Consider the following 13,390-nt stretch of genomic DNA (forward strand, 5'->3'; position numbering starts at 1 on the left):
CTCTTGATTAAAACCGCAACGAGCGCAACATTCGTTGTTATGATTCAAGGCTCAAGCTGCCTTTATGCCAGTCCTAAATACAATACACCACCCTGGAAACGGGCAAATGACTGTATTATTGCGACCAAAAGACCTGCACAGGACAAGTCTGGCAGGGCTTGTTGCGCTCGTTGCTTTTTATTTCAACTGCCTTGTTTAGAGTGCTGCGAAGCTCACATCAATAATATTAATTTGGCCTCTGGTGCCAAATCGGTAGGGCATTTGCCATGGCCCAACGATTTTCCACCAACCCACGCCAACACCAGCGGTGACGATAGTGTGCAGCCCGTCGATAACTTTATGGCCAACGACGTTCGGGTACATTCGACGCAAGATCAGATTATAAGGGAAAAACTGGCCAGCATGAGTGTGACCGGAAACCTGTAGATCGGCCTTGTTCTCAATACTTTCTGGTATAGAGACGGGATTATGGTCAAAGACAATGATCGGATCACTGGCTTGAACATTGTCGCGCTCATAAATTTCTTTCAGACTCATCCGATTGGTAACGGCAAACTTATTACCGATGTCATCGCGGCCAATTAAGCGAATGCCATCAATAGTGAGTACCTCATCGTGCAGAATCTCAATTCCTGAATTCTTGATAAAGGCAACATTACCATCCACATCGTTACCGTAGTATTCATGATTACCAAGAATCGAATAGACACCATGTTTTGCTGTTAATTCAGCAAAAACTTTTTTGTATCCCTCATTAACGTTGGTATGGCTGTCCTGAAAAATATCGCCACCAAACATAATGATGTCGGGATTTTCAGCGTTAACCTTCGCTACCATATCCACAAACAGCTGTTTGTTGGACGTTGGCATAAGATGGAGGTCGCTTATAAAGGCGATACGCAGCTGTTCTCTATCAGCGATTTTGTTAACAGTGATTTGGGTATGAACGACATCGGTATAACGATAGCTGATATAACCAATGACAGTCACTGTGCATAGCGAAGCGGCAATAATCCATTTTCGAAGATAGACCGGCACAGGCTTTATCAGATAATGAACGATCAGCAGTATCAGTACAGTAAGCAGCAAGTAGTGTGCAAGATAGACATAATTACCAAAAAACAGGCCATACAACTCGTTTTCAATAATGAGGTTCTTTCTGATATAGGCTAGTGGCAAGATGCCAAAAAATAGCAGCACGCTGGACAAAAACAGCTTAAACAACCGATAACCCTCGGAGAGTGGTGAATTTTCAATGCTAGAAAGCAGCCAAACGCAGATAATGTCAACAGAGTAGTCGCCTTCTCAATAGTTATCTAACAGTTGTTGTGTAAATATTGACTGCCAGTATTAATGGCAAACCCGGTTAACATGATAACAAAGAAAATAACAGCCAGAATAGACAGTGCGGTATCAGCACTTGTACTTGAGATAGGCATTAAACTTTCACTACCCTGATGGTTTCATTGTTAGGTTTGCGATGATATTCAGGTTGGCGAATTCTGTCGTTAAATTTATTTAAACCACCAAATACCTGAAAGATTGCATTGTATTTCTATGATCTGATAAGTATTGTTACATACTAAGCTCTTGTATATGCCATACGGACAGCGTATGCGAGAGTTTGACTCAAATCAGAATGATCATCAGGGAAGCTTATCAATGTTAAAATTTCCAGTCATTGCCTCTGCACTCCTGTGCGTAGCCACATCTGTAAGCGCTGCCGACAAGCCGGTTGGATCCGGTCCTAACCCATATTCAGACTGTGGTATTGGAGCCGCTCTGTTTTCCGAAGGTCCTGTGTGGGCTGCGGTAACCTCAAATGTCATCTGGGATATTGGATCAACGGCTGTTACTTCTGCAACCATGAGCCCTGAAACATGTAATGGCAGCAAAGTAAAAACGGCACAATTCATTATTGATAATTACGACAATCTGGCCGAAGAAACGGCACTTGGACAAGGTGAGCATTTGACCGCAATGTTGACTGTGCGGGGGTGTCAGGCATCGGCTCACCCGACGATTGTTCAGTCTATCCGCAAAGACATGGTGGGCAACGTGACAGCTGCCAGCTATTCAACCCTGTCTGACGTGGAAAAAGCCACTCAATATTATCAGGCGATGGATGCAGGTGTTGCCAGTGTAGCGGATAGCTGCTCCGCCTGATCTGATGTTTGGCGTTGTCTGCAGACAGCGCCAGTCCATATCTCAGTCAAACCATAAGACCTGTAAGCAGTGACTAAACCTATCTTCTCTCTTTGCCTGTTGCTTTTATCGCTGTCTTCTTTTGCTGTTGAGCCTGACACCTCCTCTGTTAATCCTTATATCCATCTTGCTACCATCCAAAAGCTATCAATAACCGATACATGGAAAAAATTGCTGGTTTATGAGCCATCCGGCTTATTGGGTGCAGAAGTTGAAAGTGCAATTCAGACCAAAGAATTCTTTCTGGCTCCCGATGGTCGAACCAAACCGGAAGCTGAACTACTGGCAACACTACAGGCATTCTCACAGCCAGTGGACAGTGACCCTGACTCTCACGCACAATGTCGTTTTCCTGCAAGGTATCAGTGGCTCAAGTCGGAACTTGGTTTAACAGATGAGTCAGTGACGCCTGTTCACTGCCCTGAATTTTCTGAATGGTCCGAGTACGGTGATGCGAAATCATTAAGCATTATTTTTGCCTCGGGGTACCTGGGTAACCCGGCATCTTATTATGGCCACACCCTGCTGAAGCTGAACTCAAAAGACAAAGACCGTACTCAGCTATTGGATACCAGTGTCAATTTTGGAGCCATCGTAGAAGATGGTGAAGACCCGGTCAGTTACATTTTCAAGGGCTTGTTTGGTGGATATAAAGGAGGCTTCAGCCATGCTGAATACTATTTTCATAATCAGAATTATGGGGAGCTGGAACTGCGTGACCTCTGGGAGTATGAACTGGATTTAACACCTGAACAGGTCGATTTTGTCCTCGCCCATACATGGGAAGTCTTGGGTAAGGAATACCAATACTTTTTCCTGAATAAAAATTGCTCATTTCGTCTTGGGGAATTGCTTGAGATTATCGATGGAGTGAAAGCCAACCCCGATAATGATTTTTGGGTGATACCGCAATCTCAAATTCTGGAACTGGACAAAGCCACATTAAACGGCAAACACTTGGTAAAAGCGATTACTTTTCAGCCATCAAGGCAGTTCCGTCTCTATAGTCGTTTTCGCACGCTTCAGGACCGACATAAAAGCATGGTTGCACAAGCCATTGCCAACCCGCACATACTCGATACGGATATTTTCCAGTCAGAACGTATGGACGACAGGTTTTCAATACTGGATACCCTGCTTGATTATTATCAGTTCCTTGGTCAGACCGCTTCAGAGGACGATCAACACGCCATTGAGCTGGCCTATCACAATGTACTGGCACACCGCTACACTCTTCCTCCCGGTGGCAGTAATCCCACCTATGAAAAGCCCGTCTCGCCCGATGAAGGGCGCGACCCAAGCCTTATTCAACTCGGGCTGCGTTACAATGACGAGCTTGGCGGTGGTATGACGGTGAATATTCGTCCTGCCTATTATGACAGTCTGGATGGAGGGGCAGAACATGCTGAGTTTGGTGAGCTGATTATGGGCCAGGTTGAACTGTCCATGTTTGACGACAAAGTCATTGTGGATGGTGTGGACTTTGTCAGTATTCAGAGCCTCGCAACAGAAGCGACCGGGCTTCCCGGTGATGGGTATGATTCGTGGAGACTGAAAGCGGGTTTACAGCCTGCCCGGCCCGACTGTTCAGAAACCTGTCTGACACTTCAGCTAGAGGGCGACAGGGGATACACGGCAATGGCTACCGATCACCTGGCTCTCTCCGGATTTGTTGGTGCCGCCGTTCGTGACAACAAACAAGGGGCCGGAAATCTGGAAGGCCGCATCACCGTCAATGCCGTGGCCAGCATCTCTGAACGGATAAATGCACTTTTTGAATACCAGCATAAGAAGCAAATTGATGGCTCCAGATCAGACCTAAACAGCTTCCGCTTTGATACCCGATATCAGATTAGCAAAAACCGGGAGTTAAGGTTTTCCTATGAACATGACGAAAGTGATGAATTTACCGTGCTTTTTGGACATTACTGGTAGTGACAGCTAACAGAAAGAGCGGGCTCAAGACAACCGCTGCCGATATTCAGAACTTCGCCTTTCTTCGTTTTTAAGGCAGGTAAATGGCGTATTCCTTTATAAATAGCGGTTTTTATATTCCCTGCTGAGGATAAAAAACCGCATCATCAATAGCATTAAATCACTGCTTCGCTAATGGCCTCACGATAACAGTCTACATTGCGCAGACCTGTGTCAGCATCAAACCAGTGCCAATGATCCCGGTTGATTTCCAGTGGCAACTCATGCCCTTCATCAATCTGGGCAGATTTATCAAGGCGAACACTAAGCCTCTCGTTAGAGCCTTTTACAACACCGACCGCCAGTAACTCAGAGCCTAACCGCTCAACAAGTTCCACAGACAGTATCAGGTCCGCATCCTCTTTTGAGCACAGCTGTAAATCTTCAGCACGGATGCCCAAAATAGCCGAGTCACCATCGAGTTTGCCCGACAGTGTGGCAATTTGGCTATGTCCCAATGCAATTCCGTCAGCTAACTGAGTTGCTTTCAACAAATTAATCGAGGGAGAGCCAAGAAAGCCGGCGACAAAAAGCGACGACGGATTACTATAGAGTTCGTCCGGTGTACCAATCTGTTCGGGTATGCCATTATTCATAACAATCAATCGGTCGGCTAACGTCATGGCTTCGATCTGATCATGGGTCACATAGATGGCAGTTGTTTTAAGCCGACGCTGCAACTTCTTGATCTCAAGTCGCATCTGGCCTCTCAGCCTTGCATCCAGATTGGATAAAGGTTCATCAAAGAGAAAGACCTCAGGCTTACGCACAATTGCGCGCCCCATGGCCACACGCTGACGTTGTCCACCTGAGAGCTGGCCTGGTTTCCGATCCAGCAGTTGAGAAAGCTCAAGCGTTTTTGCAGCCTCTTTAACCCGCTTGTCAATCTCAGCCTTTGCCAGCTTTCGATTTTTCAGGCCGTATGCCATGTTGTCAAACACCGTCATATGTGGGTAGAGCGCATAGTTCTGAAACACCATGGCAATATCCCTGTACGCCGGCTCCCTGTCATTCACCCGCTGATCTTTTATCCACAAGTCGCCACTGGTGATGGATTCCAGGCCTGCAATCATTCGCAGAAGCGTTGATTTACCACAACCGGACGGGCCAACGACAACCACCAGCTCACCATCAGCGATATCGATGCTGATGTTTTTTACGGCTGCAACACCATTGGCATAAGTCTTTCCAAGGCCGTCTATTTGCACTCGAGACATATTGATATCCTGTTATTTTTCGGTTTCCACCAACCCCTTGATGAACATTCGCTGGAAGATCACCACAACCAGAACCGGGGGAATTGTCGCCAGAATGGTTAAGCCAAAGGCGATATTAAACTGAGGTAAGTCACCACCTTCGTTGATGGTTTGAAACATTTGTCGTATGCCAATGACGACTGTGTAGTAGTCAGTATCTGTTGTCATCAGTAATGGCCAGAGATACTGGTTCCAACCAACCACAAACATGATGATGAAAATTGCAGCCAGCATGGTGGACGACAAAGGCAGAAGAATATCGACAAAGAACCGCACCGGCCCGGCACCATCCATACGGGCAGCTTCCATTAATTCTCCAGGCACTGAGCGATAGAACTGCCGGAAGAAAAAAGTGCCCGTCGCTGATGCGATCAAGGGAATAATCAATCCGGCGTAGCTGTTGAGCAGCTCCAGCTGGGCGACCACTTCATAGGAAGGAATAATCCTGACCTCCAGAGGTAGCAGCAGTGTTGCAAAAATCATCCAGAACAACGGTGTTGCCAGGGGAAACCGAAAATAAACCAGGGCATAGGCAGCAATGGTGGAGATAATGATCTTGCCAATAGCAAAGCCCAGACCCAGCACAAGACTGTTCCACAACATACGCCAGGCGGGTGTTGATAAATCATCATTACCGCCAAGAATGGCCTTGTACGTTTCCCATCCATGCCCTCCGGGAAAAAATTGCAGCCCTTCCTTAAACAATGTCTCCGGCGTATGGGTGGATGACATGAGCGCAATCCATAAAGGCAACACCATAATCAGGGTGCCCATTATTAAAATACCGTGACGTATGACGGTGCGAGTCCATGGTTTACTCATCAGTAATGCACCTTTTTATCAACATAACGGAACTGGATAATCGTCAGGCAAATAACAAACAGCATCAGAATAACCGACTGCGCGGCGCTACCTCCCAAATCAGCGCCAAGAAAACCATCCTGATAAATCTTGTACACCAATGTCGTAGTTGAGCCTGCGGGGCCGCCACGGGTGGTCAGATCGATCACGCCAAAAGTTTCGAAGAAAGCATAAGTCGTATTGATAACCAAAAGGAAGAACGTGGTTGGAGCCAGAAGTGGAAAGGTAACTGTCCAGAATCGTTTAATAGAACCCGGGCAATCAATTCTTGCAGCTTCCTGAACAGAAGCAGGTATCCCCTGCAAACCGGATAAGAAGAAAATAAAGTTGATGCTTAACTGCTTCCATACAGAAATTAAAACGACAACGAAGATCGCATCACTTCCATCCCGGGTATGGTTAAAGTCAAAGCCGAGTGCGTTGATACCATTGTAAAGATCCCCCATCAAAGGGCTGAACAATAAACTGCCAACCAGGCCAGCCGCTGGAGGCGCGATGGCATAGGCCCACATCAGAAAGGTTTTATAAACCCCGGCACCGGTCAACACTTCATTCACCTGAACCGCCAGTAGTAATGCCAGTGATAGAGAAAAAAGGGTAACCATCACTGAAAAAAACAAGGTAAACAACACCGTGCTGACATACTCCGGATCTTCCAGAACATCAGTAAAATTTCGCAACCCGACAAATTCGCTGGAAAGCCCGAAAGCATCTTCCATATAAAATGACTGCTGAATAGCCTGGCCAGATGGCCAGAGAAAAAACACCAGGATGATGAGTACCTGGGGTAATATCAAGAAATACGGCAGTGCACTGTGTTGAAACTGATTTTTCTGCACAACAATTTATAACCCGAAAAATGTTACCAGAAGCACCACAGCCCCTGAGTAACTGTGGTGATAGAACAATTAGCCACTTAGTTATAAGTGTCGTTAAAGCGGGACAGCAGTTTGTTGGATTCACGCTCAATAGAATTGAAGGCATCGTCCACACTGGTCTGTCCGGAGAGAATCTTTTCATAATTCTTGTAGAGGCTTTCACGAATCTGAACGTAGTAGCCCAGACGATAGCCTTTGGTCCACTCGCCACCAGCAAGGCTCAACTGCAGCATACCAACCTCAGCATCCGGTGCTTCCTGGTAATAGCCACTCTCTTTGGCCAGTGTATAGGCATCGTTGGTGATGGCCACATAGCCAGTTTCCTTGTGCCATAACAACTGAGTCTCAGCCTGTGTCAGGAATTTGTAGAATTCAGCAATGCCCTTGTATTCATCCGCATCGTGCCCGGTAAAACTGAACAGTGCTGCACCACCAATAAAGGTGCTTTTGGGCTCTTCGATCAGGCTGTTCCAGTAGGGCAGATAGGTTGTGCCAAATTCAAAGTCAGCCGTCTTTTGCAAGTTTCCGAAAGAACCGGATGAGCCCAGCCACATTGCCACCTGACCTTTGGTAAAGGCATCCTGATTGTCGCCCCAGGCTCTGCCGTAATAGCCATAGTAGCCATCATCCATCCACTCTTTGACTTTGCCCCAGTGCATTTTCAGGGCATCGTTGTTATAGAGAATTTTTACATCAGTGCTGTCGTAACCGTTGTTGCCAGTTGCCATGGGCAGGTTATGGCGGGAATGGAAGTTCTCGGAAAAGATCCATGGGCTGTGAGACTGAGCCAATGCCAGATAACCAGCGGCTTTCAGTTTGGGCGCGGCCTGCTCAAACTCTTCCCAGGTTTTGGGTGGAGTTACACCGGCTTTGGCAAGGGCTTCTTTGTTGAAATAAAGAAGAGGTGTGGAACTGTTGAAGGGCATTCCGATCATTTTGCCGGCAGAGTCTGCATAAAAGTGTCGAACACCGGGGATATAATCGTTGCTATCAAAGGCAATACCATTATCTTCCAGCAGATCCTGCACTGGATAGACGGCACCCTTCGCATTGATAACAGTTGCAGCACCGGCATCAAAAACCTGTATGATATGTGGCGCTTTTCTTGCCCTGAAAGCTGCAATACCGGCAGTCATCGTGTCTTCATAACCGCCTTTGTTTACCGCTGTCAGCCTGTATTCATCCTGACTCTGGTTAAAGCGGTCTACTAATATTTCAACCACTTCACCATTTCTGCCACCCATGGCATGCCACAAGGTTAATTCGGTTGCACCCTGTGCAATTGATGCCGCAAAAGAGGAGACACTCAAGCCAGCAAACACGATCAATTTTCTGATGTTCATTTATAATGATCCATTTCTGATTTTATTAGTCAACAGAACACATCCTAAGAATTCAAAATGACAGTTTTGTTAAAATCTGAAACTCGACTTGCCGGTTTCTAATGGACGTTTGTTTGATTCAGGTTAAAACTTTAGCTCATTGACCCGTTTTCCTGTGTCGGGATAAGGTAGAGCTTTAACGCAGTTATTATCAGACGATGGCTAATCCAGGGAGGATTAATGCCCCATAAACTTATCCTCAAGCTGTTGCTTGCCTGCTCTGTAATGCTGAACATCTCTTCAGTTAAGGCTCAAACCCCAGCTGAGATTGATGAACCCCTATATAAGCCGTTCATTGAGCGCTATATTCTTGATGAGCTCAAGAATCTCCGTCAGGACCAGCAGTTCATGCGGGCTGAACTGATCAATAAAGTTGCTGAGGCCCGGCTGGATGCCTCAGATCGAGCAGTTCGCTATACAACGGATACCGTTAACAATATCTTTTTCATCATTACTGGCGCGGCTTCGATTCTGGTTTTGCTTGGGTGGCGTTCATTGCGAGAGGTTCGTGAAACCATTAAGGCACAGGTTGAAAGCCAGGTTTCTCAGATGACACTGGAATATGAGAAAAGACTGAATGAGCTTGAGACGAAGCTGGTCGTGCGCTCGGAGCAGATTATTTCTGCCCAGGAAAAGATATCGCAAACCAATCAGGTTCATTCATTATGGATGCGTGCAGGGCTTGAGACAAACCTCCATGAGCAGATCAACATCTATGACCAGATTCTGGAAATCAACCCGGATGATGTTGAGGCACTGACCTATAAGGCTGACTCGTTGCTGGATCTTGGTGAGGCCCGATGGGCGCTATCACTGACCAATCAGGCGATTGATCATGATCACGAATATGCGCTTGCCTACTGGCAAAGGGCCTGTGCAGAAGCGGCACTTGGGCAGCATGATGAAGCAGTACGGGACCTTGAAACCGCCATACTGCAATCTCCCGCATTAAAGGATGAAGTCGTCAGTGAGACGGCTTTTGAGGTTCTGCATGGCCATCTGTCGTTTAAGAAGTTGTTACAGCCAGAGATGTCCGATGTAGAAATGAGTTAGTTCTCGTCCAAAAAAACCAACCAACTGAGGACATGAGTATTTTATTCTGAAAAATAAGTGAAGCCCTTCTATTTTTCCATATCAGGTAGGAAAGGCTTCATGTAAAACATGGAACCCTATTCGAACCGTAACTATTTTGGCCTTAACTGACCTATATCATGAGGCTTACCTGTTGCCATATCGATATCATTCAAGAAAGCCTTTACCCGCGATCGGATATGAGCAATATGACTTTTATCCGTTGTCATAAAGCCAAACGGAATAGGTATGGGAGAAGTATCCGGTGCTGATAAATGATATATAACGACAGCAAATAAATCGCTGTTAACAATCACCTCAACGTTGCCGTTGCAGAAGTCTCCTGTGTAGCCAAACAGGCTATCTTTATCGAAATCCTCAAACTCTATTCCACAAACCCGCCGTAGCCGGTCATGATTTTCTGCCAGCGGCAAATACAATTTTGGCTGGTACAGCTTTTTGGCTTTTTTCCCCGTGGTTTTTGCGCTATCCCGTACATATTGTAAGCAACTAAGAACTTTTTCGGATTTTCCCCAGAAAGGATTATTGGGTACCAGCCATATTAACTCGTCAGCCTCATGCCTGGTTCTCTTTGGTTGCTTTACATTTTTTTCCAGTATCTCGGTAATCAAACGCCAGTTTTCAAGGGTATAAATGATACCCAGAAAGGGGGTGAGATCAGCCCCTCTAGGCGACCCCGTAGCGAGGACGACAGAAAATTGAGGATAAAAATTCGGTTTTTTGAGGTGAATAGCGGGGCTATTTGCCGAACAAAACGGAATTTTTAGACCAATTTGCTGCCACCGCAGTAGGGCAGTCTATTCTCGGACTAATGGGATGGTCCGCCCCTCCTAAACGGCTTCAAATGAGCCAAAATGGAGTTAACCATTTAAACAGGATTAACCGGAGCGAACCACCCATGACTATTTCAGTACTTGGTATCGATATTGGCAAGAACAACTTTCACCTGTTTGGTGTTGATGAGAAGGGCAGGAAAGTCATCAGAAAGAAGTTGTCCAGGAAGAATCTACTGGAGTACGTGGCAAATCTGGAGCCTTGCATTATCGCTATGGAAGCTTGTGGTGGTGCTCACTATTTGGCCCGGTTATTCATGAGCTATGGACATACTGTCAAGCTGATTTCACCTCAGTTTGTCAAGCCTTATGTCAAAACCAACAAAAACGACTACAACTGCCTTTCACCACCCCTATCAGGAATACACCGACTCGTAAAAATTGCCCAAAATCTGCATGATCGTCCATTGTCTTTCCTTCAAACCGATCACATGTTCCTCCTGATTATTGACCGTTAAGACATTTATTCCCTGGAAACAGAAAAACACCCATCTCGCCGTTGGGTTCTGGCAGGGCTTCTTTTTCTGGTTTGGAAATACTCGGCTCTGTTTCTTCAGCTCGTGCCTTATTTTGTGCTGGATAGCAGCATAGACCATCAGGCACAGTGTCATCACCATTAACAGAGCTTCAATGCGCTCAGCTTTCTTCAGATAGAGTGAAGAGACCAGAAAGTCCGGGCTTTTCAGGAATCGAAAGCCGCCCTCAACCTGTTGTTGTGACTTGTAGGTAGACAATAGCTCCGTCGCACTCATGCAATTCTGATCCAATTCATTGGTGCCCAGGATAAAGCAACCCAGTGAGGCCTGTGCATTCTCCCTTTTCTGACAGGGAACAAAGCATTCAGCCTGCACAAAGTACTCGAAGTGATCAGGCTTGCTATCCGGCGATGGCCGTCCCCTGCCCGAATAACAGGGTTTACCGGTAACCTCAGGCTCCGTTGCACTCTGGCAGAGTTTCGATTGTTTCTGCCATAAGGCAAAAGCCTTCAATGCATCGTCCCGACACAGAAAGGCCTTTTTTCCCAGCTTTTCCAGATCACGGGCTTCTTTCAGTGACTGCTTCTGCATCTTTCGGGTCAGTGTTTTCTGTTCAACCAGCCTGCGCTTTTTGTTGAGAAACAAGAACCATCGTTGTTTAACATCTCCATAGCAGGAAGGCACTTCAGCAGAGTAATAATCTTCATAGCCTTCAACCGGCTCCAATGACATGGCTGGCGCTTTGCCGACCAACTCCTTTGCACCCTTGATATTCAGGGGCACACGGGAGATAAACAGCTGCTTTTGCTCGTCAAGCAACTGAAGGGTTTCAGCAACGTACATGGCGGCATCAGCGACCAGATAGCGGCTATTCAAAGTCTCCTTGAAACACGACAGATGATTTTTGATAATTTCCTGAAAACAAGTTTTGTCGTTTACATTACCGCTCGCAGGTGCCATAAACACTGGAATACCTGCCTCATTTTCGGTCATTAACTGCAAGACCACCTGATTCAGGTCAGGTCGGTGGTCACGGCTGTAACCGCGGCAGATATGGATACAATTCAAGTCATCAGGATTTTCATGACTGTTATAGATTCCATCCACATGAAAGCTGGTGCCATCCAGATTCAATGCCTTGCAGGGCAGCTTCAGATGATTGACAACCTTAACGGCAAGGTTCAGGTACAAGTCACTGACGCCAGCGTCGTACAGGCTATCAAGGGCCCGACCAAGTACCTTGTCGTTCAAGTGTTCGGGCTGTATGCCTTCCCCGATGAGGCGATCAATCGGCTTGTCCTCAAAAAACTCAGGGAACATATACAGAGTTTGCCCTGTAAACCCCAACCCATTGATGATCATTGCGACCACCGCTTGTCCTATAGTGACATGACGCACATCGGAGTCATTAGTTATACGCGCATCGATGTATTCGGCTATCCTTAGCTCCCGACACATAGCGGCAACCAAGCCAAGGTGGTTCAGGTTCTTAAACTGGTATTGAACTGGCAACATGTCGACGTTCCTGAATATCTGATCAATCCTTTGACAACAGATTTCAGGAAAATATCAATCGGGGTGGTGAAAGGCAGCTACAACGATGCTGAAGCGATTACAGAAGCAGCTTCACGGCCCAGTATGCGTTTTGTACCTGTTAAGACGTCAGAGCAGCAGGCCTGGCAACTTCTGCACCGCTATCGTCAACAAGCAGTTGATCAGAGGACTGCCCTGGTTAACCAGATCCGGGGTTCGCTATTGGAAGAAGGTATTGTGGTTGCCCAGGGTATCGGTAAAGTTCGTGCCCAACTTCCACGTATTCTGGAAGATGCTGAAAATGGACTCCATTCACTGACCCGTGAGCTGTTGCATGGTTTATCAGAAGAGTTGGTCAGACTTGACCAGCGTATTCAACAGTATGACCAGAAAATTCAGGAACTGGCTTGTAATGACAACATTTGTCGTAGATTAATGACCATGCCGGGTATCGGAGCCATTATTGCCACGGCATTGAGAGCCGCCATTGGTGATGCAACTTATTTTCACTCTGGTCGACACCTTGCCGCATGGATGGGATTAGTTCCAAGACAGCACTCCACGGGTGGTAAGTCGGTCTTGCTGGGGATCAGTAAACGGGGTGATAAATACTTGCGCACATTACTGATACACGGCGCACGTTCGGTACTCCACTGCCTGAAAAATCAGGATGACCGTTGTAAAAAGTGGGTTAGCCAGCTTAATGAGCGTAGTAACCACAACGTTGCCACCGTTGGACTGGCCAATAAAATGGCTCGGATTGTATGGGTCATCATGACTCGCAATGAAGTTTACAAGGCTGCATGATGAAGTAAAGGCGTCAGCAGCAAAGTAAAGCATAAGTTTAGTCAAAGGAGAAACACCCGCAGATTGCGATGAGCATGTACAGTTGATGGCGAA

11 protein-coding genes and 1 pseudogene are annotated in these 13,390 nt (G+C 46.5%); 5 read left to right on the plus strand and 7 right to left on the minus strand.

What is annotated here, in order from left to right:
* Positions 1 to 195: 195 nt before the first annotated feature.
* Positions 196 to 1,224: a metallophosphoesterase gene (locus ACO6UX_RS10365; RefSeq protein WP_422447323.1), complete on the minus strand. Its 1,029-nt coding sequence runs from the start codon at positions 1,222 to 1,224 to the stop codon at positions 196 to 198.
* 438 nt (positions 1,225 to 1,662) lie between these two features.
* Between ACO6UX_RS10365 and ACO6UX_RS10370 the strand changes: the two genes are divergently transcribed.
* Together ACO6UX_RS10370 and ACO6UX_RS10375 are read left to right on the plus strand one after the other, a co-directional pair.
* Positions 1,663 to 2,166, plus strand: a complete 504-nt coding sequence (locus ACO6UX_RS10370) for a DUF3015 family protein (protein WP_422447325.1) — start codon at positions 1,663 to 1,665, stop codon at positions 2,164 to 2,166.
* Positions 2,167 to 2,235: 69 nt separating this feature from the next.
* On the plus strand, positions 2,236 to 4,140 hold the full coding sequence (locus ACO6UX_RS10375; RefSeq protein WP_422447327.1) for a DUF4105 domain-containing protein: 1,905 nt from the start codon (positions 2,236 to 2,238) through the stop codon (positions 4,138 to 4,140).
* A gap of 155 nt (positions 4,141 to 4,295) precedes the next feature.
* On the opposite strand, the gene ugpC is transcribed toward ACO6UX_RS10375, so the two are convergent.
* The 4 genes from ugpC to ACO6UX_RS10395 all read right to left on the minus strand — a co-directional run bounded on the left by ugpC (position 4,296) and on the right by ACO6UX_RS10395 (position 8,517).
* The gene (gene ugpC, locus ACO6UX_RS10380) at positions 4,296 to 5,396 is read right to left on the minus strand and encodes a sn-glycerol-3-phosphate ABC transporter ATP-binding protein UgpC (protein ID WP_422447329.1); all 1,101 of its coding nucleotides are present in this window, start codon (positions 5,394 to 5,396) and stop codon (positions 4,296 to 4,298) included.
* Between the two features lie 12 nt (positions 5,397 to 5,408).
* Positions 5,409 to 6,257, minus strand: a complete 849-nt coding sequence (gene ugpE, locus ACO6UX_RS10385; RefSeq protein WP_422447331.1) for a sn-glycerol-3-phosphate ABC transporter permease UgpE — start codon at positions 6,255 to 6,257, stop codon at positions 5,409 to 5,411.
* A complete protein-coding gene (locus ACO6UX_RS10390; protein WP_269672698.1) occupies positions 6,257 to 7,015 on the minus strand; it encodes an ABC transporter permease subunit in 759 nt (252 codons plus the stop codon). Before ACO6UX_RS10390 ends, ugpE begins: the two co-directional genes overlap by 1 nt.
* Before the next feature lie 197 nt (positions 7,016 to 7,212).
* A complete protein-coding gene (locus ACO6UX_RS10395; RefSeq protein ID WP_422447333.1) occupies positions 7,213 to 8,517 on the minus strand; it encodes an extracellular solute-binding protein in 1,305 nt (434 codons plus the stop codon).
* Between the two features lie 219 nt (positions 8,518 to 8,736).
* Here ACO6UX_RS10395 and ACO6UX_RS10400 point away from each other — a divergent pair, with 219 nt between their 5' ends.
* On the plus strand, positions 8,737 to 9,609 hold the full coding sequence (locus ACO6UX_RS10400) for a tetratricopeptide repeat protein (protein ID WP_422447335.1): 873 nt from the start codon (positions 8,737 to 8,739) through the stop codon (positions 9,607 to 9,609).
* Positions 9,610 to 9,740: 131 nt separating this feature from the next.
* Here the strand turns inward: ACO6UX_RS10400 and ACO6UX_RS10405 are convergent, their stop codons facing one another.
* Positions 9,741 to 10,259, minus strand: coding sequence for a hypothetical protein (locus ACO6UX_RS10405; protein ID WP_422447337.1), 519 nt, complete (start codon positions 10,257 to 10,259; stop codon positions 9,741 to 9,743).
* Positions 10,260 to 10,546: 287 nt separating this feature from the next.
* Here ACO6UX_RS10405 and ACO6UX_RS10410 point away from each other — a divergent pair.
* Positions 10,547 to 10,816 (plus strand): annotated as a pseudogene (locus ACO6UX_RS10410) (IS110 family transposase); the annotation flags it as partial.
* A 21-nt stretch (positions 10,817 to 10,837) separates the two neighbouring features.
* Here the strand turns inward: ACO6UX_RS10410 and ACO6UX_RS10415 are convergent.
* The gene (locus tag ACO6UX_RS10415) at positions 10,838 to 12,472 is read right to left on the minus strand and encodes an IS1634 family transposase (protein WP_422445567.1); all 1,635 of its coding nucleotides are present in this window, start codon (positions 12,470 to 12,472) and stop codon (positions 10,838 to 10,840) included.
* Here ACO6UX_RS10415 and ACO6UX_RS10420 point away from each other — a divergent pair.
* Positions 12,458 to 13,297: an IS110 family transposase gene (locus tag ACO6UX_RS10420; RefSeq protein WP_422447339.1), complete on the plus strand. Its 840-nt coding sequence runs from the start codon at positions 12,458 to 12,460 to the stop codon at positions 13,295 to 13,297. The two genes, ACO6UX_RS10415 and ACO6UX_RS10420, sit on opposite strands and share 15 nt — an antisense overlap.
* Positions 13,298 to 13,390: the final 93 nt, after the last annotated feature.

This window comes from Endozoicomonas sp. ALB091 (assembly GCF_049310265.1).
Classification (GTDB): Bacteria; Pseudomonadota; Gammaproteobacteria; order Pseudomonadales; family Endozoicomonadaceae; genus Endozoicomonas.

Excerpts from the sequence above, each read along its gene's own strand:
- ACO6UX_RS10370 (WP_422447325.1), top strand. The coding sequence starts at position 1,663 with ATGTTAAAATTTCCAGTCATTGCCTCTGCACTCCTGTGCGTAGCCACA.
- ugpC (WP_422447329.1), bottom strand. The coding sequence starts at position 5,396 with ATGTCTCGAGTGCAAATAGACGGCCTTGGAAAGACTTATGCCAATGGT.
- ugpE (WP_422447331.1), bottom strand. The coding sequence starts at position 6,257 with ATGAGTAAACCATGGACTCGCACCGTCATACGTCACGGTATTTTAATA.
- ACO6UX_RS10390 (WP_269672698.1), bottom strand. The coding sequence starts at position 7,015 with ATGGAAGATGCTTTCGGGCTTTCCAGCGAATTTGTCGGGTTGCGAAAT.
- ACO6UX_RS10395 (WP_422447333.1), bottom strand. The coding sequence starts at position 8,517 with ATGAACATCAGAAAATTGATCGTGTTTGCTGGCTTGAGTGTCTCCTCT.
- ACO6UX_RS10400 (WP_422447335.1), top strand. The coding sequence starts at position 8,737 with ATGCCCCATAAACTTATCCTCAAGCTGTTGCTTGCCTGCTCTGTAATG.
- ACO6UX_RS10415 (WP_422445567.1), bottom strand. The coding sequence starts at position 12,472 with ATGTTGCCAGTTCAATACCAGTTTAAGAACCTGAACCACCTTGGCTTG.